Below are 23,256 nucleotides of genomic sequence, written 5' to 3'. Positions count from 1 at the left end.
GCGGTACGCATCGAAGAGATTTATGTCCCCTGCTCGCGGTCGCCGGGTCGTTCGAACCGGGGGCCGTCCTCGGTCACCATCGGGCAGTCGCGGACGCGGAACTCCGCGAAGCCGATCGCTTCGAGTATCGACGTTCCCTCGTGGGTACAGGCCGTCTCCGGTGGATCGGTGAAGTGCGGACAGCGCTGACAGTACGTCCGCTTGTCGACGACGTGGTCCGTCGCCTCGCGTGGGTCCGTCCCTGGGAACGCTCCGCTCTCGTCGAGGTCGTCGGGGTCCGCATCCAGCGCGTCCCAGACGCCGTCGACGTCGACCTCGTCGACCTCCATCCGTTCGAAGGGGTCGCCATCGTCGCCGAGAGGTCCCGTCTCGCCGTCGAGTTCCGCGAACGGATCGACGCCGGTTCCGCCTTCGAGTTCCGCGAACGGATCGTCGAGGTCGTCGTCCGTCGCGGTGGCTTCCGAAAAGGGGTCCCCGTCACGGTCGTCGTCGCTCCCGTCGAAGAAGTCCCAGTCCGATCGGTCTGTCGGGTCCTCCGACCGGTCTGTCGGGCCCTCCGACCGGGCGCCCGAGTCCTTCGACCGGTCGCTCGGATCGCCGCTCATGGTTCGTCCCGATCGGTCCCGTCGTCAGCGGTCGGTTCCGACAGCGTCCCGTCACCCGTATCCGGCGAGGGATCGGTCGATCCGCTCGGGGCCACGTCGCCTTCGAGGGCGGGCCGGTCGTCGACGGCCAGCGTCGAGCGCCGGTAGAACCGGTCCGCGGGGTCGAGATCGTCGAATCCGGCCTCACAGTAGGGACACTCGGGGGCCGAGAGCAACGAGAGACGAACCGTGTTCGCACACTCGCCGCAGTCGGCCTTGCGGACACCGTGGCGGTTCGCGGTCCGGAGGATCGCGTCGAGTCGCTCCCGGTCGGCGCGCTTGCCTCGAACCACGCGGAGTTCACGCTGTGCCCTGACGACCGCGCTCGCGACCCGAGAGAGCTTCTCCGATCGGTCCTCGCCCGCCACCGTCAGCTCCTCGAGGCGCTCCTCGGCACCCGAAAGTCGCTCCTCGGCACCCGAAAGTCGCTCCTCCGCGTTCGCGACGCGCTCGTCGACCGCGTCGACGTCCGACTCGACAGCTGTCACCGTGGCGTCGAGCCGGTCGAGCGCCTCCTCGAGCGACTCGACCCGCGTCTCCACGCCGTCGAGTCGCTCCACAGCGGTCGCCACGTCGGCCGCGACCGTCTCCAGCCGATCGGCCGTCTCGGGGTGGTCGTGGTCCGCGTCGGCTTTGTCCTCCAGGTCGCGGTAGAGCGCTACGAACCGCTCACGGAGGTCCTCGACGTCCTCGTCGACCGACGCCTCCAAGCGATCGGTCGTCTCGCGCAGGTCCGCGAGCGCCGTGCGGACTGCGTCGATCCCCTCGGCGGTCGCCGCGTGAGGGCCGTCGCTCTCGGCATCCGCGGTTTCAATGCCCCCGTCCTCCACGGTGGTGGCCCCGGCCGACCCCTCGACGGTCCCCTCTCCGTCGGGATCAGTCATCGCGATACCCTCGCATCTACGCCCCTTTCTACACCGAGACTTAAGTAACCTGTCGCGCGATTCGCCGAAACGATACTCCCGCGACCGTGATGTCGGCGTCGACGAGCGGTTCGTGGGCCCCGCTCACCGAACCCGCGTCCCGAACCACGTGACTCCGAGGCGAGCTACCGGATCTTTCGGACGTCGCTGATGTCGAAGCCGCCGTCGTGGACCTCCGTCTCGAAGCGGACGATGTTCTCTTCCTCGAGCCGTGAGAGGACGCCGCGGAACTCCCGGACGAACATTGTCCGGGCGCGTTTCGACCCGCCGCTCTCCCAGGTGAACTGGAGGGTGCCGGCGGCGGCGTCCATCAGGGTACCGAACTCCCGATCCGAGAGCGCGTCCGCGTTGACCAACACCAGGATCAACCCCTGCCACCGGGCAGCGGCCTTCTTCAGCCCTTTCATCACCATCGCGATGTCGCTCCACTCCATGTCGTCGGAGGCGGCGGAGACGAGGTCGGTCACGGAGTCGATACAGACCACGTTGCCGGCGGCGTGTTCGGACAGGTAGTCGCCGAAGGCGGTGAGCACGTCGTCGTAGCGGCCACGGTCGCCGAGGTCCGCGATGGTCGTCGTCTCCCCCTCGTACCACTGCCGCGGGATCGGACTGGCCTGGAAGAACTCCGGCGAGAGGTCGCGGAACTCGATCCCCTCGATGGCGGCGTCGACGACCTCCGCCGCCAGCGTGTACTCCATCTCCCCCATCAGCGCGCTCTCGCCGGCGGTGAACGAGAGATAGTGGACCTCCGGCGGGATCGACGCGTCGCCGGGGAGGTCGCCGTAGTAGAGGTCGAACAGCTCCTCGTCGACCCGCCCGAGGGCGTTCATCGCCGCGCTCGTGTAGAGGAACTCCCGCGCGCCGGCTCCCGACTCGCCGGCGAGCAGGACGACGCTTCCGGGCGGCGCCCCGCCCTCCAGGATCGAATCCAGTCGGGCGACGCCGAACGGGACACTCGACATACCTCGGTACGGGTCACGGGATCGCTTAGTGTTGTCCCTCGCCGTGGCTGTGAGCGGGCCCGGCCACGGTCGTCGTCACCCCTCGACCCGTGCGCCCCCGTTCGCGGCCCGGACGACGGCGACGCTCCCGGCGACGCCGGCCGCGTCGAGCGCGCGCTCCCCGGCCTCCCTCGCTGTGTCGGCGTGTTCCGCGTCGGTGACCCCGTAGACGACGGGGCCCCAGGAGGATTGCCCGGAACCGAAGACCGCCGGCGACACCGACAGCGACGCGACCACGTCGCCGACGGGCGGACGGTAGACGCCACCCTGTTCGTCGGCGTACCACGCGCCGTTGAGCCGTCCGACCGCTTCGACCGCCGATCCGAACGCCTCCGCGCGGCCCGCGGCGATCGCGGGGAGCACACGTCGCGTGACGATCCCGGCGACCCGGTCGGCGAGCCCCGGTTCGGCCCGCTCGACGGCCGCCCGCATCGAGGCGTCCTCGTTCTCCCCGTTTCGCCCCGGGTCCGCGTCCGGTCGGACGAGCAGGAACCGCCAGTCGTCGGGGACCGGGTGGCGCGCGACGACCGGCGGCACCCGCCACTCCCCGTCGGCCGGGCGGTCGGTGGTGAACCGCGCGGTCGGGTGGCCGGCGTCGAGGACGAACCCGCCCGCTTCGAAGGTCGCGACGCCGACCCCGGAGCGACCGCCCCGACCCAGCGCCGGGGCGCGTTCCCTGACCGCCGGGTCCCGACCGTGTGCCCGGGCGATCGCCGCGAGCGTCGTCGCGGCCAGCTGCGTGCCGCTTCCAAGCCCGACGTGTCGCGGGAGCGAGGCGTGGACCGTGACGGCCGCGCCCGGAACGCCGAGCAGATCGACGACGGTCGTGGCGTACCCGCGAACGTCGACGCGGAGCGACTCGACGGCGTCAGGGCGAACCGGGCCCGCGTCGCCGTCGACGGCGAGCGCGTCCGCCTCGACGACCACGGACACCGAGTCGGCGGGGGCCGCCTCGACGGTCACCCGCGGCTCCGCGAGCGACAGCCCGAGCGCGCCGTACAGGCGGTCGTGTGAGAGGCTGAGGGTACAGAATCCGAAGTGGAGCCGTGCGCCGGCGCTCGCGCGTGCCATTCGATCGGCGGTTCGGGTCGGCCACGTAAAAGGGGTCGCAACGGGGGCGAAACTCACCGTTTCGGCGACGGTCAAGCGGACGACCACGACGCCGTACGGTACCAGCAGAGCCGACGCGGGCGTCCCGTCGCGGTCGTCACTCCTCCCAGTCGGGGTTCGGCCGCGGCGGCGCGAACACGTCGAACCCCTCGACCGGGACCTCCCCCTCGTTGACCGCCGCATGCGGCTCCCCGCCGGGGATCGCGAACGTGTCTCCCGCGTACACCGTCCGCTCCTCGCCGTCGACGACGAAGGTGAGCGCGCCGGCGGTGACCGTCCCGACCTGCTCGTGTGGGTGGTCGTGTTCCGGTACCTCCGCGCCGGGTTCGATGTAGAACCGCTGGATGCTCGCCTCATCGCCGGCCGCCCCCTGCGTGAGGTGGACGCCCGGGACCGCCTCCGTCGACTCGACCTCGTCGTCGGCTACGATGTCCATACGACCCACCGCGACGCGCCGTCACTTAAACACGGGGGACGGTATCCGACCGAGGGAACCGAGCGCGGTCAGGGGAGCGGGAGATGACCCGATCAGGGGATGTGGGATGACCCGATCAGGGGAACGGGTGATACTCCCGGTCGAGCGTCGGCTCGAACCCCATCGATCGGGGGACTTCGCGGGCACGCTCGCCGAAGAACGGGTCGCCTGTGAAAAGCGGCTGTGCCCCGGGGACGAGGACGCGAACCGCCTCGAAGCCGAGCGCGGCCACGTCGCGGGTGGTCGTGCGCGCGACGACCGGATCGAGCCCCGCCGAGTCGACCCGGTTAACGACCGCGTCGAGCTCCGTGACCCCGCCGTCCCCGTCGTCACCGTCCTTTGCGTCGTTCCCGTCCTTCGCGTCGTCCCCGCCGTCCCCGTCGTCCGCGTCTCCTCCGGAGTCGAACCCGCCGAGCCCCGTCGCCGGGACCGTCGCGTCCGGGTCGAAGAACGCCCGGGTCGCGTCCGGGAAGTCGGCGTGGTGGCCGATCGCGGCGCCCTGCTCGTCGGCGGTCCCCCGCCCCATCGACCGAAGCTCCGTCCAGTTCTGGAGCGCCTCCGCGACCGCGTTCCGGGCCGCGGCGACCGGGTCGAGGTCCGCGCCCGACCCGCCAGCGAACCGGGGCCACTCGCCGTCGCGGTGGACGCCGGCGGCGACGACGGGCACGTCGACGTCGGTCGTGACGAGCAGCGTCGAGACCGACAACGACTCCGCGCGGGCGCGCTTCGTGAGCCGGTCGACGACCGGGTCGTCGACCGCGAGCCCGAGCGGCTCCGTCGTCGAGTACCACGTCGTCATCGTGGCGTCCCGCTCGATCGTCTCGTAGAGGCCCGACAGCGCCGCCTCCGCCCCGGTGTTGCCGAGGCCGAGCCCGGTCGTGATCGGAGGCCGGTACCGGCGCTCCGGCGGCGGGAAGTGGACGAACTCCGCCGGGAGGCTGACGACCTCCCCGGAGCCCAGCCGTTCGCCGGTCGTCCACGCGAGCCGGTCCTCGGGCGCGTACGCCTCGGCGTCGTCGGGGCGGACGAACGCGTCGGGCGTCACCGGGTTCGGCACGTCCGCCGCGCTCGCGGTCGTGAACGACGACTCCCGGTAGACGCCCGCGGCGTACCGCTCGAGCCCCTCGCCGAGCGCCTTCATGAACGCGGCGTCCCAGTCGTCCGCGGCCCCGGCGGCGAACTCCGCAGCGCGGGCGTCCGAGAACCCGGTCGTGTCCGCGACGTGCGAGACGTAGTACGGCACCGGGAACGACTCGCGTTCGCCCACCTCACGGATCGGTCCGACCCGGGAGTCGACCCCCCGCTCCGCGCGCTCTATCGCCGCGGAGACCGACCGGCCCTCCCCCTCGACCGGGAGCGCCGCGCCGGGTTCGGGGCCACAGCCACAGCCGGGGACCGGGAGCAGCGATCGGGTCGGCCCGGGCACCTCACGGACCGTGTCGGCGACGGGGTCGCCCGCGAGCAGTCGGATCGTCGTCCGACCGGCGACCGCACCCGCGTACCGCACCGCTGAGCGTGTGCCCTTCGGCTCGTCCGCTGACGCCGGGTCGCCGCTCGCGACGCGGGTCCGGAGACAGTCGTAACACGCCTCGTCGAGCACCGTCACCGCGGCGTCGACGTCCGCGAGCGGGACGCCGCCGACCCCGCCAACCTCGACGGCGACCCAGCGGTCGAGGGACTCGTTCGCGACGTCGAACGCCGCCGACCCGGCGGTGCCGACGACGACGGCGAGGTCGAACCCGTCGAGAAGCGACGGCTCGACCGGCATCACGTTCACGTCGACGTCGCCGAGCGCGGCCGAGACAGCCTCGACCGCGGGACCGTCGCCGACCAGTCCGATGTCCATGCGGCGGCCGACGGGGAGGAGGCAAAAAAAGCCCGCGGGAACGGGGATCGCTAGGCGAGTAGCTCGACGGCCACGGCGGCGAACTCCTCGGCGTCGACGTCGACCAGTCGGTCGTCGCCGAGTTTGAGCCGGAGCCGCGGACGACCCACGTCGATCGGGACCTTCTCGGTGTCGATGACGCCGACGTCCTCGAGCCGGGTCTTCGTCCGGGAGAACGTCGCCTTCGAGGCGATCCCCACGTCCTCGCCCCACTTCGAAATGTCGTACAACAGGACGTCGTTTCGCGCGGCGACGAGGAGCGAGACCGTCACCTCGTCGAGCCCCCCGTCGTCCCCGCTCGCGCTCTCCAAGGACGCGAGCACCGCGTCGAAGTCGTCGCGGACGGCCTCGCCGATGTCGGCCGCCATCGTCTCGCGAACGCGGCTGATCGACGGCGTGCGGAGGGCGTACTCCTCGGCGTCGTCGAACGCGTCGCGGTGCGTCTCGAAGACCTCGGAGACGAACGCCTCGTCCGTCGTCGAGAGGGCTGCGACGCGGTCCCCGGCGTTCACGAGCGCGACGACCTTCGACTCGGAGACGAAGAGCGCGTTGTCGACGTCCTCGGGGAGGACGCGAAGCGTCAACGCCCCGGATTCGAGGAGGTCCGCAGTCTTCGAGGCGACGAGGAAGTCGTCCATGACGCCCTTCAGCACGTGCTCGTCGGCGAGCATCGACATCTCCGGGAGGTCGTCGCGTTCGACCGCCGCGTCCACGAGCGCGACGATCGTCGACGCCGGCGGATCGATCACGAACAGCTCCGCTTCGGACCCGCCGAACGCCGCCTCGAGGACGTCCTCCACGTCCGATTCTAACAAATTCGACACCATCTATCTCCTCGTATACAATGCCGATATCTATTTAATATTAACGGGATGTTGGAAGCGAACAACACCGTTTTGGGGCGTCTATCGGATGAAATCGGGCGATCCGGCGATCGGCGAGTTCGTGCCCGCATCGGTCGCGAACGAACCGGCCCTCGTGCGCGGACGGACAGGCTTAATGTCCCCTCGAACTCGACGAGGAGTATGGACAACGAGAACCTCCGGGCGGTCGACCCGGCGGTGGCGGACGCGCTGGCCGGCGAGCGGACGAGACAGGAGGAGACCCTCGCGATGATCGCGAGCGAGAACCACGTCAGCGAGGCCGTACTGGAGGCGCAGGGGAGCGTCCTCACGAACAAGTACGCCGAGGGCTACCCCGGCGCGCGCTACTACGCCGGCTGCGAGTACGCCGACGTGGTCGAGGAGCTCGCGATCGAGCGCGCGAAGGAGCTGTGGGGCGCGGAACACGTCAACGTCCAGCCCCACTCCGGGACGCAGGCGAACCAGGCGGTCTACTACGCGGTGCTCGAGCCGGGAGACAAGATCCTCTCTCTGGACTTGAACCACGGCGGCCACCTCTCGCACGGCCACCCGGCGAACTTCACCGGGCAGATCTACGACGTCGAACAGTACGAGGTCGACCCCGAGACCGGCTACATCGACTACGAGGGGCTCCGCGAGACGGCGGAGGCGTTCGATCCCGACATCGTCGTCTCCGGCTACTCCGCGTACCCGCGGACCGTCGACTGGGAGGCGATCCAGGCGGCCGCCGACGCGGTCGACGCCTACCACCTCGCCGATATCGCGCACATCACCGGGCTGGTCGCCGCCGGCGTCCACCCCTCGCCGGTCGGCGTCGCCGACTTCGTCACCGGCTCGACCCACAAGACGATCCGCGCCGGCCGCGGCGGGATCGTGATGTGTGACGAGGAGTTCGCCGACGACGTCGACAAGGCCGTCTTCCCCGGCGGGCAGGGCGGGCCCCTGATGCACAACGTCGCGGGGAAGGCCGTCGGGTTCAAGGAGGCGCTCGAACCCGAGTTCGAGGCGTACGCGCAGGCAGTCGTCGACAACGCCGAGGTCCTCGCGGAGACGCTCCAGGGCCACGGCCTCTCGCTCGTCTCCGGCGGCACCGACAACCACCTCGTGTTGGTCGACCTCCGCGAGTCGCACCCGGACCTCTCGGGCGGCGACGCCGAGGACGCGCTCGCGGCCGCGGGTATCGTGCTCAACGGGAACACGGTGCCCGACGAGACCCGCTCGCCGTTCGACCCCTCCGGGATCCGCGCCGGGACCGCCGGCCTCACGACGCGCGGCTTCGACGCGGACGCGATCGAGGAAGTCGGCGACCTCATCTACCGCGTGATCGACGACGCCGAGAGCGAGGACGTGATCTACGAAGTCGGCGAACGCGTCGTCGAACTCTGCCGGGAGTACCCGCTGTACGAATAGCACCCGCCGGATCGTTCCCCGCCGTCCTCCGTCGGCGCGGATCCGTACGTACAAAGTAGGGGCGGTTCCGACGGGGGCGTATGGACGACCAGTCGTTTCTGGCCCGACGTCTCGACCGCGCGGCCGTCCCGCTCGCGGTCGGCGACGTCCTCGTGTTGATGGCGTTCCTGACCGTCGGAACGCTCAGTCATACGACGACCGAGTTCCTCGCGAACGAGCCGACGTACCTGCTCGGCGTGTGGGCTCCCTTCCTGATCGGCTGGGTCCTCGTCGCGCCGCTCGTGGGCGCGTACTCCGCCGGCGCGGTCGAGACGGCGAAGTCCTCGGTCCCGCTCGTCGTGCGCTCGTGGGTCCCCGCGGCCGCCGTCGGGTTCGTCCTCCGCGCGTTCGTGTTCCGCGGCGGCGTCGCCCCGGTCTTCGTCGCGGTTATCCTCGTCACCGGCGCAGTCGCGCTCGGCGGCTGGCGGGCACTCTACTTCCGGGTTCGGTAGTCACGCCGGAGCCGGTAGTCACGCCGGAGCCGGTCGTCGCGCCGGAGCCGGTCGTCCCGTTTTCGGGTCCCGGTCATCCTCCATCGAGCCCGGCCGTCACCTCCATCCATTCTACGGTACTCCCCGGAACCACCCCGTGGTTTCGCCCGTCGTCGGCCGAACGTATCTCCTGTTCGTTTCAATTTCCTACGTTCGCACGAAACTCATAACTTATGGAAACGTTTCGTGTGTTCACGACAGCTACCACCTCGGAGGTACGCGAAAATATTATATGTGGAGATGGTATATGATCGCATGGATTATGAGTAGGTATTACGACTACGTCCTCGGACTCATTCCGGCCGGCCTGATCGGTGTGACTGCCTTCCTGAACCTGGTCGGGCTGTCGTTGACGGCGGCCGTCCCCGTGGGCGCGGGCGTCGCGCTGGCGCTCATGTGCCACGCGATGTTCGTTCGGGCACCCCTCGACGACGCGGACCGGACCGCGGCCGGCCCCACACCCGGTTCCGCCTCCCCGCCGAGCGGCGGCCCGGCGTCCGGCTCCGGACCCTTCGCCGGTTCGGGCTCGGACTGATCGCCGCAGCCTGTACCGTTTAGTCACCCCCGCCCGATGGGCGAGGTATGACCGACACGCTGTTCCTCACGAGCGCCGACGTCGACGACCTGGCGGAACCGGCCGACTACGTCACAGCGGTCCGCGAGGGGTACCGACAGATCGGCGAGGGCGCGCCCGCGGAGCCGCGGACGAAACTCGGCCGCGAGGACCCGCGGGGGATGCTCACCACGTACGTCGCGCTCCTCCCGGAGACCGGCGCGATGGGCGGGTACACCTACTCGTCCGGCTTCGGCGCGGGCGACGCGTGGTTCATGACGCCGCTCTTCGACGCCGAGTCCGGCGAGCCGCTGGCGGTGATCGACGGCGCGTCGATGAACCCGTTCAAGACCGGCGCGGCGGGCGGGGTCGCCGTCGACGCGCTCGCCCGCGAGGACGCGACCGAGGTCGCGGTGATCGGTAGCGGGTCGCAGGCGCGTGGCCAGCTACGGGCGACGGCGACCGTCCGTCCGTTCGAGGCGGTCCGCGTCTTCTCGCCGACCGCCGAGAACCGCGAGTCGTTCGCGACGGAGTTCGACGAGCGCCTCGACGCCGACGTGCGCGCGGTCGGGAGCGCGAGCGAGGCGCTCGCGGACGCGGACATCGTCATCACGGCGACGACCGCGAGCGATCCAGTGATCGACGACGCCGACGTGGAGCCCGGCACCCACGTCACGGCGATGGGCCAGTACGCGCCAGGGAGAAACGAGCTCCCGCCCGAGCTGGTGGCTCGCGCGACGTACGTCCCCGACCTGACCGCCCGCGCGACGCGCGACGCCGGCTCGTACCTCGCAGCGGTCGACGCGGGGCTCGTCGACGCGGAGGCGGGGATCGCCGCCGACCTCGGCGAGGTCGTCGCCGGGGCACACCCAGGCCGGACGAGCGACGAGGAGGTGACCGTCTTCGACTCCGGCGGGACGGGGATCGAGACGGTCGCGGCCGCCCACCTGCTCTACGAGCGCGCCAGCGAGGCGGGGATCGGCGAGACGATCGACTTCGCGCCCGCGAGCGAGGCGCTGACGGGACGCTGAGACCGTCTCGGTGTCGACACCGGCCGCACGCGGTCGCCGGGCGGATCAGTCGTTCACGGCAGTGGAGTCCGGCCGATACCGCCGACTGATCGCCTTCCACCGGCCGGTGGAGAACCGGTGCCGGTTGACGACCGCCGGGACGATCGACTGGCCGAAATACGAGACGTAAAGCCCCCACAGCCCCAGCGTCGTCGTCGCACCCAGGTACGTCAGCGGCAGGGCGACCCCGAACATGCCGGCAACACGGCTGTAGAACGGCCAGCGGGTGTCGCCCGTGGCGTCGAGCGCGCCGGCGTACGTGCCCCCGACCCCGCGGGCGATCACGGCGACGGCCGCCGCGCGAACGAGCGCGGCCGTGACCGGGACGGTCTCGCTCGTCGGGTCGTCGACGAACTGGACGGCGATGGGGTCGGCGAGGAGGAACACGACGGCGGCGCCGACCGCGTACGTCACCACCGAGATCCGCATTATCTCGTGGCCGTACGCCTCCGCGAGGCCCTCGTCGTTCTCGCCGAGCGACTGTCCCACGAGGCTGCTCGCTGCGAGCGCGAACCCCCATCCTGGGGTGTTGATCAGCCCCCAGACCTGCCGACTGATCACGTAGGCGGCGACGACGTGGGAGCCGAACAGCGCGACGAACGCGAGAAGCGGAAAGCGGGCCCCGGTCCACACCGATCGTCGCCCGACTGCCGGGATGCTGATGCGGACCACGTCCCGGATCGTCGCCGTATCGACGTACCGCCCGCGAAGGGAGAAGGAGACGGGAAACGGGCCGAGTCCCGGAAGCCGCCCGACGGCGAACCCGAGCCCGAACACGGCGGTGACGAGCACGTTCGACGCGACCGTGCCGACCGCGGCTCCGACGACCCCCATCCCCGCTCCGAATATCAACGCCGCGTTGATCCCGATGTTGGCGACGGCACCGCCCCCGCGGATGAGCATCGGCGTCCGGGCGTCGTCGGCTCCGATGAGGGCCCGCCCGCCGACGAGGTTGAGCCCGGCGAACGGGATCCCGAGGGCGACGATCCGGAGGTACGCACCACCGAGGTCGATCGCCCGGGCGTCGTCGGTGAGCAGGCCGATCAGTTCGGTCGGGAACGCGAACAGCGCCGCCGTGAGAGGGAGCGTCGTCGCGACGACGAGCAACGCGCTCGTCCGGACCGCCTGGCCGATCCGGTCGAACGCCTCCGCACCGTAGCGTTGGGAGACGAGCGCGATCGTCCCGGTCGCGAGGCCGCCGCCGACGGTGAACGCCAGCCCCCAGAACGGCCCGGCGAACCCGATCCCGGCGATCGCGGCCGGGCCGACGGCGATCCCCACCATCGCGATGTCGACGGCGGTCTTCGACTTCCGAGCCACTCCGGTGAGGATGCGGGGCCACGCGAGGTCGGTCGTTCGCCGAACCCGGCCCTCGTCGGCCAGCCCGACCCGGGCAAGCAGGAGCCCGATGCCCAGAATGAGACGGTGGACGGGGTTCGGAAGCCGGGAGAGGAGTTCCCGAAGCGGGTGGTCGCCTGACACCACCTCTCACCGTGAGCCGGGTCTACGCATAAGGCCACGGGAACCGGCGGACGTGGAGGGATCGCTCACGCCGGAGGTCGGGTGGCCGGACGCCGGCCACGGGACGGGTCACGTCCTCACTGGAGCCGGTACCGAAGGATCGCGGCGATCCCGCCGAGGTTCGAGAGCTGTTCGCCGGGGGCGAAGTCGGCGGAGAAGACGACCACGTCCCCGCCCTGTCGCTCGACCGACTCGATCACCTCGTTGACGTCGATCTCCCAGTCGCCGTCGCCCTGTCGTTCCGTGCGGAGGCGATCGTCGACGACGAGCAGGGTCTCGACCGCGCCGAACTCGGCCGCCTCGGCGACGTCCTCGGGGCCGTAGGTGGCCTTCGCGCCCTGCGCGATGTTCTCGGTCAGCTCGTCGATGAGGTTCGCCTCCTTCGCGATGCGCGTCTCCTTTTGTACCTCGTCGACCGCACCGCGTTTGAGCACCTCGTGGACGCCGCGGTCGCCCGCAGCGGACGTGTCGACCGTGGAGATCCGGTCGTCGAGGTCGCGGTACTCCTCGGCGATGTAGTCGCGGGCGTCCTGCTTCGTGAACCCCGGCCCCGCGAGGATCACCGCGTCGGCGTCGAGGTGGGAGAGCGCCTCGCCGAGGTCGGCGAACAGCTCCTCTCGCGGCCGGGAGTACTCCCCCTTCCCGGTCGGCTTGGTGAAGGAGGCGTACTCCTCGGTGCCGTACTGTTGGACCGTGTGGACGTACGCCGCACCCTCCTCGACGGTCGCGATGGCGACGTCGGGGTTCTCCGCGGCCTCCGTCGCCTCCTCGAGCCGCTCGGTCTGGTCGGGCTTGAAGTGCTTCTCGATCGTGATCTCGTCGTGCTCCTCGACGTTGACCGTATGGTGGGCGTTGAGCTGGTCCTCCCGGGAGCACGCGACGATGACGCCCGAGACGCGGAGCCGGTTGGCGAAGCGCGCGAACTCGACGTCGTCGACCTCCAGCGTGACGAAGATGTGCTCGCGCTGTCCACCCGTGTCCCGCATCCGGTCGTCGTCCCGCTGGATCCGACGGGTGGTGTCGGCCTCGACGCGGTCGCCCGGTTCGAGGACGTGCGCCAGGTGCCAGAGGTCGTCGACGTTCTCGGGGACGAGCGTGAGCCGCTCGCGACCCTCCTCGCCGTACCCCCGCTCGGAGATTCGCATATCGGGGGTTCGATCGGGAGGGTATCAACTCTTGGCTTCCGTCCTCGCCGACCCTACCCGGTATCGAGGACGAGGACGGCTCACGGTTCCACGACGACGGCAGTCCACGGTTCCACGACGACGGCAGTCCACGGTTCCACGACGACGGCCGCTCACGGTCCCCAGTCGAACTCGTCGGCCCCGCCTGCCCCCGATCGGTCGCCGTCGGTGGCGTCGCCGTCAGCGGCGTCGCCGTCGCTGTCGCCGGCGCGGTCGTCCTCACGTTCACCGTCGGCGTCCTCGCCGGAGCCCTCGACGAGGGAGTCGAGATCGACGGTTCCGACTCCCTCGGGGACCGCGGTCGTGGAGTCGACGGGGACGGACCGTCCGGTCTGGACCGCCGGGTCCGGCTCCGGACCGACGGAGCCCGACCCCGAAGCCGAGCCGACGGTTCCGACCCTCGCCCCGTCCGGGGGTTCCGGCTCGGCGTCGACGGCGCGATCGATATCGTCGGACGCGAGCGAGTCGGCGTGCTCGACCGCGTGGCTCGCGCCGAGGCCGTACAGCGTGTGAACGACGACGCGAACCGCGAAGACGCCGGCGACCCCGACGAGGAGCGGGAGGAACGGCCCCGCGAGGACGTAGCCCGTGAGCAACGTGACCATCGCCAGCGACCACGCCACCGCGTACTCGCCCGAGAGCGCGATGCGGCCGACCGCGGTCGGTCGGAGCCCGTCACGGAGCCGGCCGCTCGCGGCGAGCGCGGAGAGCGCCGCCGGCCTGACGTACGCGAACGCGACGAGGTACGCGAGCGAGACGACGACGAGGAACGCGCCGACGATCCCGTAGACGGGCGCCGCGGGCGGTACGGCCGCGTCGACGCCCGCGACTCCCTCCGGGTCGATCCCCGCGACCGACTCCGCGAACGGCGTCGGGTCCACCCGACCGAGCTCGACGAACGCGCCGGCGACCCCGACGGCGGCCAGTCCGACGACGAGCGGGAGGAGGTACGCCACGGTGATCAGCGCGGACGCGAGGCCGTCCCGGTAGAGCCGTCCCCAACGAACGAAGGGTGGCGCCTCCGGGGAGGCGTTCCGCACGTCCCCGGGACCGTCCGCGGTCTCGATCCCGACGGCGATCATCCGCAGGAGGTAGCCGCGGGCGACGAGCGCCGGCGCGAGCGCGAGCGGCGCGGCCACGAGGAGGGCGGGCACGGTGAGCGTCCCGACCAGCCAGAGCGGCGTGACGGTCCACGCGAGGAGCGTCAGGACCGTCCCGATGATCAGCGTACCGGCCGCGTCCTCGGAACGGAGCGGCGTCGCCAGCGCGGCCCGGAGCATACCGAACACTCCGTCGGCGGGAGCATAAATGCTGTCGAGGACGGACGTTCGTCGGGGAACGCCGAAAGAGACGGGGAGGCGATGGAGGCACAATTTATAGGACTACTAACAGAAAACTCGTTCACCGAGCGTTTATCACTCGGGATGGAGTATCCGTTCCTGGCCGCACGGGACAATCGTGTGCCTCTGACAGACTCGATGTCGGCCGTCGGACCCGACGGCCCCCGTCAGCGGCTTTCCGCTCGACAGCTCGGAGAAACCGATCCCGAAGCGGCGCGCCGGTACCGATTTATCCCGTCCCGCCGACCGTCCGGTATGAGCGAGGACGAACCGACGGGCGGGGTCGAACCGACGCTCCGGAGCTACGGGATAAGTGTCGAGTCGATAGACGCCGGCGACCCCCTCGAGGTGACGTACATGACTGCGTTTCCGGGGCGCGAGGTCCATCGTCGCGAGGTCGGACGGGCGCTCAACGCGCTCATCGACCGCGCGGAAGCGGACGCGTGGGACCCCGTCCGCGTCGAGGCGACCGTGATACGGTCGCCGGGCGACCCGCTCGGGACGTGGACGGCCGAACCCGCGTGGTTCGAGGGGCTCCTCGACGACGAGTTGACCGAGACCGAGTTCTCGACGCGCGTGCTGGAGACGCTCACGCACGTCGGGGACGGCGACGAACCAGGCGAGGGGGACGAATCCGGAGACGAACCGAACGGCGGGGAGACCGCGGGGGGCCGGACGCCGTGACTCGACGCGACCCGGTGAACCGCGCCCAGCGGTTGCTCGCCCGGCCGCCGCGCGAGTCCTTCTCGACGCGTGACCTCGCGTTCGACGTCGACGGGGAGACCTGCCGGGGGACGCTCTACCTCCCGGGCGGCGACGACGACGACCCGCCCGCCGTCGTCATGGCCCCCGGGCTCGGGGCCGAACGGAGCTTCGGCTACCCCGCGATCGCCGAACGGTTCGCCGACGCCGGCTACGCCGCGTTCTGTTTCGATTACCGCGGGTTCGGCGACTCCGAGGGCGACTCCCAGCTGGTCCATCCCGGCCGCCAGCGCGACGACTACGCGGGCGCGATCGACCGGCTCTCCCGCGTCGACGCGGTCGGACGCGACCGGGTCCTCTGGGGCGCGTCGCTGTCGGCGGGCCACGTCCTGACGCTGGCCGCGGAGCGCCGGGACGTCGACGCCGTCGTCGCGGTGACCCCCGTGCTCGACGCCCGGTCGATCGTCGTCGATCGCGGCGGTCGGTACGTCGCCCGCGCCGGCCTCGCGGGACTCCACGACCTGCTCGGCCACCGGGTCGGTCGCGGCCGGACGGTCCCGATCGTCGGCGGAACGGACGAACTCGCGGCGGTCACCGAGCCGGGAACGAAGCGGGGCTACCTCGACCTCGTCGACCGGGAGTCGTCCTGGCGGAACGAGACGCCCGCCCGGTCGCTCCTACGGATCGTCACCTACCGACCCGGTGAACGGCTCGCGGAGGTCCGCGCGCCGACGCTGCTTCTGGCCGGCACCGACGACCCGATCGTTTCGGCCGAGTCGGTCGTCGACGCGGCCGCGGACCTCCGGCGAGGAACCGTCGTCTCCATGCCCGCCGACCACTTCTCCCCGTTCGGGACGGACTTCGAGCCGGCCGTCGGCCACCAGCTCTCGTTCCTGCGGGACGCGCTCGACGGCTAGCCGACCGCAACGCCGACCGGGTGCGCCATTTATCCCGTCGACGCGCGTATCCTCGACCATGACCGTCGTCGCCCTGTTGAGCGTCGCACCGGTGATCGAAGGGAGCATGGCCGGGGAGGTCGCGAAGGCGGTGGCCGCCCTCGACGACTTCGACGTGAGCTACGAGACGAACCCGATGGGGACCGTGATCGAGGCCGACGACGTCGACACGCTGCTCGACGCCGTCGGAGCCGCCCACCGGGCGGTCGACGGCGACCGAGTCTCGACGGTCCTGAAGATCGACGACAAGCGGACCGTCGAGACCACCGCCGATCGGAAGGTCGAGGCTGTGGAGGAGCACCTCGGTCGGGAGGCGAAGCGGGAGCGGTGAGACCCAGTCGACCGGCTCAAAGCGGCCGGCGGGCGGCCCCGGCGGCGTCGCCGCGCCCCCGCCCGTCGTCGACGAGGGCGGACCGCACACACCAGCGGCAGTAGCGGTATCCCCGACGGTTCCTCGCGCCGCAGTGCCCGCAGACGACCGTCTCGCCGTCCACGTCGAGCAGCGGCGGGCCGTCGGGCGCGTCGCTGGCCGTCGTGGCGTCGTCGACCGGCGTGGCGTCGTCGTCCGTCGGGACCGCTTCGTCCTCCGACGCGTCTCGGTCCCGTCGCTTGGCGAGTACCGCGTCGAACCCGGTCGGGTCGTCGTCCGCCGACGTCCCCGCGGTGCCGAACGGACCACCGGAACCGCGGTTCCGACGGGCGAGCGCCCACGCGATCGCCACGTTGATCAGGAGCATCCCCGCCAGCAACACAGCGAGCAGTGCCACCGACATGTGTGTAACGTTAGCACTCGACGCTAATATGCCCGGCGGTCGAAGCGGCGGCGTCTCCGGCCGAGGCGGCCGCGTCCCCGACACACTTAGTGGTCCGGGTCGAAGGGGCCGACGCATGACGGACATCATCCACACGAACGCGGCCCCGGAGGCGGTCGGCGCGTACAGCCAGGCGACGACGAACGGCGATCTGGTGTTCACCGCCGGCCAGATCCCGTTGACGCCGGAGGGCGAACTCCTCGCCGACGCCCCGATCGCCGAGCAGACCGAACGGGCGCTCGACAACCTGCTCGCGGTCCTCGCCGAGGCCGGCGCGGAGCCGGAGGACGTGCTGAAGACGACCGTCTTCCTCGCCGACATCGACGACTTCGAGGAGATGAACGAGGTGTACGCCGGCTACTTCGGGGGGGCACCCCCGGCGCGGTCGGCGGTCCAGGCCGGCGCGCTCCCGAAGGGCATCGGCGTGGAGATCGAGGCGGTCGCGAGCGTGGAGTGAGATGAGCGGAGGCGGCGAGGACAGCGAGCACGACGCACCCGGCGTCCCCGCCACGCGGCGGAACCGGCGCCGTTCAGCGGCGTTGTGGGGGGCGATCGGCGGGTTCGCGTTCCTCGTCGCTATACAGGGATACCTCCTCGCCGGCGGGTCGTTCCCCGTCGGCTACGCGTGGCTGTTCGGACTGGCCGTGATCGTCGCCGTCGTCGCCGGCACGCTGGCGTACCTCACCGAACACCGGATCGCGCGACGGGGGGCGAAAAGAAGGACTTAACAGTCCCACCGGGTTACTTCCGGACGAGCCAGGATGGCCGAGTGGTAAGGCGCACGCCTGGAAAGCGTGTTCCCTTGCGGGATCGGGGGTTCAAATCCCTCTCCTGGCGTTTTCGACGAACAACATGGCGAGCGGAGCGAGTAGTTCGTCGAAAACCCAAATGGAGGGATTTGAACCAGGGAGTGGAGCGAGCGGTGCGAGCGAAGCGAGCACCTCGATTGCGAGCGAAACGACTGAGGTTCAAATCCCTCTCCTGGCGTTCTCCGTCGACGCCGACCACGAGCGAGTCCGGCGTCGACGCGGCGAGCGTTTCGGCACTCCGACGTAACCTTGATATGTGTGGGAAGTATTGACACGGGTGACGATGCCAGACACGAAATCGGGTCGCGAACGGAAAGGGAGGGGAAAGCGTCAGCAGCTCGAAGACCACCTCGCCCGACGGGAGCTCGAAGCCGACGAGAAGCCGCCGGAGCCGACGTTCGACGCGACCGACGCGGAGTATCTCGACGAGGGTGGCGAGTCGATCGCGGAGTAGCCACCCGGCGATCCGATCGGACGGTCCTTTTCAATGCTCGCCGAGTATCGATTCGATCTCGCTCAGTCCCGCCCTCGGGTCGTCCGTGATCGCCTCCCGGAGCACCTCGTTGATCCTCGACCGCTCGCGGTGCCACGCCGCCGTCGGCGGCTCGACGACCCCGTTCTCGGCCATGAACCGGATCACCCGCGCGTACGGTTCGTACGGTGACGACGATGCAGCCGAGATCGAGAACGGGTCACCGTCCATCGTAGGGAGCTCTCCCTCGTCGAAGAGAAGCGCTCCGACGGCGGGGGAGCGGAACCCACGGGCGACCGCGAGCGCGTCGCCGAGCAGTTCCGTATTGGGGTTGACGACGACGTACTGGCCGAACACCGTCGTCCGCGAACCCGCCGAACCCGCGGGCACCGGCATCATCCCGATCTCCTCGGCGTCGTCCTGTTCCTGTACGTCGATCGCGATCGACGGCGGAAGCATCGCGGCGATCGCGTCGCCGTCGCGGAACGCGTCCAGAAACTCGGGGAACTCGTACTCGAGCACGTCCTCTGAGGACGCCTGCGCGACCGGCGGGTCCGCGCGGTCGCCGCCGAGCGCGAGGTCGTGGAGGACGTTCGCTGCCCGGATCCCCGGCGTGTCCGCGATCGTCACGGTCGCGTCGTTCGCCGGCGCCGTCTCCCCGGTCTCGTAGTACGACCCGCCGAACCCGGCCAACACGCCGGTGAACGTCGACGAGGGCCGCCTTCCCCACCAGACGAACCCGTCGTTCTGGCGGACGCTAGCGACCGTCTCCGACCACTCCGACCACGTCGGCGGGTCGGTCGTCCATTCGTCGACGTCGAACCCGGCTTCCTCGAACGGCGCCTTCCGATAGACGACGGGGAAGGGAGAGAACGAGTACGGTAGCGCGTGGACCTCGCCGTCCTCGGGGTGACGCGCCGCGACGTCGAGGGCGGGGAACGTCCCGTCCAACACCTCCCCGATCCGGTGGCCGTCCGCGTACCGCGAGAGCGGCTCGGTCGCGCCCCCAGCGAAGAGCAGGCCGAGTTCCTGGACGCTCACGACCAGGAGGTCCGGTTTCGGCTCGCCCGCGTCGACCGCGTCGACGAACGTTTCGACCCGATCGGTTCCGGTGTCCGAGAGCACCTCCACGTCGATCTCGTCGGGGACGTCCGAGTCGGCGATCGCCTCCGGGAGGCCCTCCAGCCAATCGTAGTATCGGGCGTCGACGGTGACGGTCCCGCCCGTGATCTCGGTGGCTTCGCCCCCGTCGTCCGGACTCACGACGTCGTCGTCGACGTCGCCGACCGCGACCGATCCCTTCATTTCGACCGCCTCGTGGGGGACACAGAGGTAATTGAAGACGTCCCTCTCGCCCGCGTCCTCGAAGGTGTACTCGAAGGTGTATCCACCCTCGTCGACCGTCTCGCCGTGCTCGAACGTCCCGTCGTCCGCGACCACGTTGTGTGCGCCACCCCGACCGGTCCACTCCCACACGACGGTCGTCCCGGGGTCGATCAGGACCGCGGCGGGAGCGAACGCCAGGCCGTCGTCACCCGCACCGACCTCGACGCCGACTACCGACCGGCCACGATAGTCGTGGGTCCCGTCGTAGTTGTCGACGCCGTCCAGCCACCCGCCGTACGGGGTCGCCTCGGTTCCGTCGCCGGAGCCGTCGGTCGAGGTCGTCTCGGTCACCGAAAGATCGCCAGTCGAGTCCTCCCGATCGAGTGCGAGGAGGCCGCCGTAGCCGATCCCGGCGACCGTGAACGCGCCGACGCCGGCCTTGAGGAGCGACCGCCGGGACCCGCCCCCGTCCGAGCCGGCCGGGTCCTCGTCGCGCGGTTCTTCGCTGGAGTCGTCCACGCCGGCCGTGGCGGCGGCCGCGGGGCTCGCGTCCTCCCCGTCGTCTCTCGTCGCCGTCCCGGTTCCGGCGGATCCGCCCTCCGACCCGGTGGCTCCCGACTCCGACCCGGTGGCTCCCGACTCCGACCCGGTGGCTCCGGACTCCGACGCCCCGGGTGTCGGCGCGACGGTCACGGCGAGCGCGTCCGCGCGACGGTCCGCCGTGTCGACGAGCGGGACAGCATCGAGCAGGTCCCGCCCGAGTGGGTACGTCGTCGCGTAGCGGTCGGCCGGGTCGACCGCGGTCGCGCGACGTATCGGCCGTATCGCCCCGTCCGGGAGGTCCTCTCCGAGGGCGTCGACATCGACCCCCTCGCGGATCGCGTCGGCCAACGCGGCCGGGTCGTCGGGGTCGACGTCGGGGAACGGGGTGCCGTTTCCGAGGGTGGCGACAGCGAGCGCGCCGATCCGGTAGACGTCGGTCCGCTTCGAGGCGTGGTCACCCTCGAGCTGTTCGGGCGCCGTGTAGGGGGTCGTCGGCGGGTCCTCGACGAGCCGGCTGAGCCCCCAGTCGTCGACGACCGCGACCGGGCCGTCGGCGTCGACGCGGAAGGAGAGACAGTCCGGGTGGAGCGCGAGGTGACACGGCGTCGAACCGTACCGCGAGTAGGTCCGGAGGACCTCACAGACGTCGAAGAGCAGTTCCGCCCGCGTCCGCGGGTCACACGCCCGCGCCGTCTCGAGGGTGGCTCCCGTCGCCCAGGCCTCGAGCTCGTCCGGGACGTACTCGACGGCGACCCACGGCTCCGGGTCCGTCCCCCAGTCGAGGAGGGTCCGGACGGTCCGCCGTTCGTCGACGGTCCCCCACTGACGGGCGAGCGCGTCGAACCGGTCGTAGCGGTCGTCGGGGACCGTCCCCGTCGGCGTCCTGATCGCGACGGGCGTTCCCTCCCCGTCGGTCCCGCGATACGTCGTCCACCGTGCCGTCCTCCCGACGCGGTCGCCGACCGACCACGTTCCACGTGAGCCCTCCACTGGACCCTCGAACCCATCCATGTGTCGACGTTTTCGGCGGACCCTAATATGTGTCGACGTTTTCGGCGGACCCTAATAACGGATTAGCATCGACCTCACGGCCGAGAGTCGAATATAAAAGGTGTTCTCGAGGGCGATATCACACGAGGAGACCCATGAGAATAGTCAACACAATACTCGATCGGTAGCCCTTCCGTCCGGGGGTTTTCCCCACCGACAGCTCGTCACTGCCGATCCGTCCGGGGAACACGGTTGCGATACGTTTATATAGAATCACAATCAATCAAACGCTGTATGAGCCAGCGAATGCAGCAGGGGCAGCCGATGATCATCATGGGCGACGACGCCCAGCGCGTCAAGGACAAGGACGCACAGGAGTACAACATCTCCGCGGCGCGCGCCGTCGCGGAGGCGGTACGCTCGACGCTCGGGCCGAAGGGGATGGACAAGATGCTCGTCGACTCGATGGGCGACGTCACCATCACGAACGACGGCGTCACCATCCTTCAGGAGATGGACATCGACAACCCGACCGCCGAGATGATCGTCGAGGTCGCCCAGACCCAGGAGGACGAGGCCGGCGACGGCACGACGAGTGCGGTCGCCGTCGCGGGCGAGCTGTTGAAGAACGCCGAGGAGCTCCTCGAGCAGGACATCCACCCCACCGCGGTGATCAAGGGGTTCAACCTCGCGAGCGAGTACGCCCGCGAGCAGGTCGACGACGTCGCCACGGCCGTCGACCCCGACGACACGGAGACGCTGAAGAACGTCGCCGAGACGTCGATGACGGGTAAGGGTGCGGAGCTCGAAAAGGACGTCCTCGCGGACCTCGTCGTCCGCGCGGTCCAGGGCGTCACCGTCGAGGCCGAGGACGGCTCGCACGTCGTCGACCTACAGAACCTGAACATCGAGACGCGAACCGGGCGCTCGGCCGGCGAGTCCCGACTGCTCTCCGGCGCGGTCGTCGACAAGGACCCCGTCCACGACGACATGCCCACGGACTTCGAGGAGGCGAAGGTCGTCCTCCTCAACGACCCCATCGAGGTCGAGGAGGCCGACGTCGACACCGCGGTCAACGTCGACTCGCCCGACCAGCTCCAGAAGTTCCTCGACCAGGAGGAGAAACAGCTCCGCGAGAAGGTCGACACGATCGTCGAGAGCGGCGCGAACGTCGTCTTCTGTCAGAAGGGGATCGACGACCTCGCCCAGCACTACCTCGCGAAGGAGGGTATCCTCGCGGTCCGTCGGACCAAGAAGTCCGACATGAAGTTCCTCAAGAACGTCCTCGACACGACGATCGTCACCGACGTCGACTCGCTGTCGGCCGACGACGTCGCGGCCGGGTCGGTCACCCGTGACGCCGAGGAGGAGCTGTTCTACGTCGAGGGCGAGAACCCCCACGGCGCGACGCTGTTGCTGTACGGCTCCACCGAGCACGTCGTCGACGAGCTCGAGCGCGGCATCAACGACGCGATCGACGTGGTCGCGACGACCGTCTCCGACGGGCGCATCCTCCCTGGCGGCGGCGCGATCGAGGTCGAGCTCGCGAGCCGGCTCCGCGACTACGCGGACTCCGTCTCCGGGCGCGAACAGCTCGCCGTCGAGGCGTTCGCCGACGCGCTGGAGCTGATCCCCCGCGTGCTCGCCGAGAACGCCGGACTCGACTCCATCGACCTGCTGGTCGACCTGCGCGCGGCCCACGAGGGCGGCGACGCCCACGCCGGGCTCGACGTCTTCGAGGGCGAGGTCGAGGACACCCTCGAGGCGGGCGTCGTCGAGACCGCCCACGCGAAAGAGCAGGCGATCGCCTCCGCCGCCGAGGCAGCGAACCTCGTGTTGAAGATCGACGACATCATCGCGGCCGGCGACCTCTCCACCTCCGGCGACGACGACGAGGGTGGCGCCGGCGGCATGGGAGGCATGGGCGGTATGGGCGGCATGGGCGGCGCGATGTAACGTCCCGGAAGGACACACCACTCCGCCGACCGTTCCCCCCGCACGAACCGTCCGTCGACCGTCCCGACCGCGCGAGACGCGTTTTTTCAGCCACGTTCGCCGAGCCGTAGGCGTGCTCTCGGAGACGATCGCGCGTCGGGACGTGGGCCGTTCACGCGGAGACGTGGAGACGCCACGGCCA

General features: G+C 70.4%; 23 protein-coding genes and 1 tRNA gene. 12 read left to right on the top strand and 12 right to left on the bottom strand.

Annotated features, from left to right (window positions below; all coding sequences use genetic code 11):
* Positions 1-20: 20 nt before the first annotated feature.
* The 7 genes from DQW50_RS04125 to tbsP all read right to left on the bottom strand — a co-directional run bounded on the left by DQW50_RS04125 (position 21) and on the right by tbsP (position 6,865).
* Positions 21-605 (bottom strand): hypothetical protein, encoded by a 585-nt coding sequence (locus DQW50_RS04125; RefSeq protein WP_198664596.1) that lies wholly within the window; start codon positions 603-605, stop codon positions 21-23.
* Positions 602-1,528: a hypothetical protein gene (locus DQW50_RS04120; protein ID WP_112078039.1), complete on the bottom strand. Its 927-nt coding sequence runs from the start codon at positions 1,526-1,528 to the stop codon at positions 602-604. Before DQW50_RS04120 ends, DQW50_RS04125 begins: the two co-directional genes overlap by 4 nt.
* Positions 1,529-1,692: 164 nt before the next feature.
* Positions 1,693-2,529 carry an HTR-like protein gene (locus tag DQW50_RS04115; protein WP_112078038.1) on the bottom strand — a complete coding sequence of 279 codons (837 nt, stop codon included), beginning with the start codon at positions 2,527-2,529 and terminating at the stop codon, positions 1,693-1,695.
* 75 nt (positions 2,530-2,604) lie between these two features.
* A complete protein-coding gene (locus DQW50_RS04110; protein WP_112078037.1) occupies positions 2,605-3,639 on the bottom strand; it encodes a beta-ribofuranosylaminobenzene 5'-phosphate synthase family protein in 1,035 nt (344 codons plus the stop codon).
* A gap of 136 nt (positions 3,640-3,775) precedes the next feature.
* Complete coding sequence (locus DQW50_RS04105) at positions 3,776-4,114, bottom strand: cupin domain-containing protein (RefSeq protein ID WP_112078036.1); 339 nt, start codon at positions 4,112-4,114, stop codon at positions 3,776-3,778.
* A 115-nt stretch (positions 4,115-4,229) separates the two neighbouring features.
* Positions 4,230-5,999 (bottom strand): YcaO-like family protein, encoded by a 1,770-nt coding sequence (locus tag DQW50_RS04100; protein ID WP_112078035.1) that lies wholly within the window; start codon positions 5,997-5,999, stop codon positions 4,230-4,232.
* 50 nt (positions 6,000-6,049) lie between these two features.
* The gene (gene tbsP / locus DQW50_RS04095) at positions 6,050-6,865 is read right to left on the bottom strand and encodes a transcriptional regulator TbsP (RefSeq protein ID WP_112078034.1); all 816 of its coding nucleotides are present in this window, start codon (positions 6,863-6,865) and stop codon (positions 6,050-6,052) included.
* 198 nt (positions 6,866-7,063) lie between these two features.
* Between tbsP and glyA the strand changes: the two genes are divergently transcribed.
* The 4 genes from glyA to DQW50_RS04075 all read left to right on the top strand — a co-directional run bounded on the left by glyA (position 7,064) and on the right by DQW50_RS04075 (position 10,425).
* Positions 7,064-8,311, top strand: coding sequence for a serine hydroxymethyltransferase (gene glyA, locus DQW50_RS04090; RefSeq protein ID WP_112078033.1), 1,248 nt, complete (start codon positions 7,064-7,066; stop codon positions 8,309-8,311).
* Positions 8,312-8,391: 80 nt separating this feature from the next.
* Entirely contained in the window at positions 8,392-8,802 is a 411-nt protein-coding gene (locus tag DQW50_RS04085; protein WP_112078032.1) for a DUF3054 domain-containing protein, read from the top strand.
* A gap of 301 nt (positions 8,803-9,103) precedes the next feature.
* Complete coding sequence (locus DQW50_RS04080; RefSeq protein ID WP_112078031.1) at positions 9,104-9,376, top strand: hypothetical protein; 273 nt, start codon at positions 9,104-9,106, stop codon at positions 9,374-9,376.
* 47 nt (positions 9,377-9,423) lie between these two features.
* Positions 9,424-10,425, top strand: coding sequence for an ornithine cyclodeaminase family protein (locus DQW50_RS04075; protein WP_112078030.1), 1,002 nt, complete (start codon positions 9,424-9,426; stop codon positions 10,423-10,425).
* A 45-nt stretch (positions 10,426-10,470) separates the two neighbouring features.
* On the opposite strand, the gene DQW50_RS04070 is transcribed toward DQW50_RS04075, so the two are convergent.
* From DQW50_RS04070 to DQW50_RS04060, 3 genes are all read right to left on the bottom strand, one after another.
* A complete protein-coding gene (locus tag DQW50_RS04070; protein ID WP_112078059.1) occupies positions 10,471-11,946 on the bottom strand; it encodes an MATE family efflux transporter in 1,476 nt (491 codons plus the stop codon).
* A gap of 116 nt (positions 11,947-12,062) precedes the next feature.
* Positions 12,063-13,130: an mRNA surveillance protein pelota gene (locus DQW50_RS04065; RefSeq protein WP_112078029.1), complete on the bottom strand. Its 1,068-nt coding sequence runs from the start codon at positions 13,128-13,130 to the stop codon at positions 12,063-12,065.
* 152 nt (positions 13,131-13,282) lie between these two features.
* The gene (locus DQW50_RS04060) at positions 13,283-14,449 is read right to left on the bottom strand and encodes a DUF4013 domain-containing protein (protein ID WP_112078028.1); all 1,167 of its coding nucleotides are present in this window, start codon (positions 14,447-14,449) and stop codon (positions 13,283-13,285) included.
* A 315-nt stretch (positions 14,450-14,764) separates the two neighbouring features.
* On the opposite strand from DQW50_RS04060, the gene DQW50_RS04055 reads away from it, so the two are divergent.
* Genes DQW50_RS04055 through DQW50_RS04045 form a run of 3 tightly spaced genes read left to right on the top strand, consistent with a single transcriptional unit; the run spans position 14,765 to position 16,498 of the window.
* Positions 14,765-15,193 carry a hypothetical protein gene (locus DQW50_RS04055; protein ID WP_112078027.1) on the top strand — a complete coding sequence of 143 codons (429 nt, stop codon included), beginning with the start codon at positions 14,765-14,767 and terminating at the stop codon, positions 15,191-15,193.
* The gene (locus DQW50_RS04050; RefSeq protein WP_112078026.1) at positions 15,190-16,128 is read left to right on the top strand and encodes an alpha/beta hydrolase; all 939 of its coding nucleotides are present in this window, start codon (positions 15,190-15,192) and stop codon (positions 16,126-16,128) included. Before DQW50_RS04055 ends, DQW50_RS04050 begins: the two co-directional genes overlap by 4 nt.
* Positions 16,129-16,186: 58 nt before the next feature.
* Positions 16,187-16,498 carry an MTH1187 family thiamine-binding protein gene (locus DQW50_RS04045; RefSeq protein ID WP_112078025.1) on the top strand — a complete coding sequence of 104 codons (312 nt, stop codon included), beginning with the start codon at positions 16,187-16,189 and terminating at the stop codon, positions 16,496-16,498.
* A gap of 16 nt (positions 16,499-16,514) precedes the next feature.
* On the opposite strand, the gene DQW50_RS04040 is transcribed toward DQW50_RS04045, so the two are convergent.
* Positions 16,515-16,940 carry a zinc ribbon domain-containing protein gene (locus DQW50_RS04040; RefSeq protein WP_112078024.1) on the bottom strand — a complete coding sequence of 142 codons (426 nt, stop codon included), beginning with the start codon at positions 16,938-16,940 and terminating at the stop codon, positions 16,515-16,517.
* 115 nt (positions 16,941-17,055) lie between these two features.
* Between DQW50_RS04040 and DQW50_RS04035 the strand changes: the two genes are divergently transcribed.
* The 4 genes from DQW50_RS04035 (at position 17,056) to DQW50_RS18075 (ending at position 18,242) form a co-directional block, all read left to right on the top strand.
* Entirely contained in the window at positions 17,056-17,436 is a 381-nt protein-coding gene (locus DQW50_RS04035; RefSeq protein ID WP_112078023.1) for a Rid family detoxifying hydrolase, read from the top strand.
* 1 nt (position 17,437) lies between these two features.
* Positions 17,438-17,707, top strand: a complete 270-nt coding sequence (locus DQW50_RS04030; protein WP_112078022.1) for a hypothetical protein — start codon at positions 17,438-17,440, stop codon at positions 17,705-17,707.
* 27 nt (positions 17,708-17,734) lie between these two features.
* Positions 17,735-17,816 (top strand) — tRNA-Ser (locus DQW50_RS04025).
* A 255-nt stretch (positions 17,817-18,071) separates the two neighbouring features.
* Positions 18,072-18,242 (top strand): hypothetical protein, encoded by a 171-nt coding sequence (locus DQW50_RS18075; protein ID WP_198664595.1) that lies wholly within the window; start codon positions 18,072-18,074, stop codon positions 18,240-18,242.
* Between the two features lie 30 nt (positions 18,243-18,272).
* Here the strand turns inward: DQW50_RS18075 and DQW50_RS17800 are convergent, their stop codons facing one another.
* Positions 18,273-21,140, bottom strand: a complete 2,868-nt coding sequence (locus DQW50_RS17800) for a halocyanin domain-containing protein (protein WP_157964840.1) — start codon at positions 21,138-21,140, stop codon at positions 18,273-18,275.
* 285 nt (positions 21,141-21,425) lie between these two features.
* Between DQW50_RS17800 and thsB the strand changes: the two genes are divergently transcribed.
* Entirely contained in the window at positions 21,426-23,075 is a 1,650-nt protein-coding gene (gene thsB / locus DQW50_RS04015) for a thermosome subunit beta (RefSeq protein ID WP_112078058.1), read from the top strand.
* Positions 23,076-23,256 lie beyond the last annotated feature (181 nt).

The sequence above is a fragment of the Halorubrum sp. 48-1-W genome, assembly GCF_003287355.1.
In the GTDB taxonomy this organism is placed as follows: Archaea; Halobacteriota; Halobacteria; order Halobacteriales; family Haloferacaceae; genus Halorubrum.
Note: the sequence above shows the minus strand (reverse complement) of the source record. Positions and strands in the feature narration are given on the sequence as shown.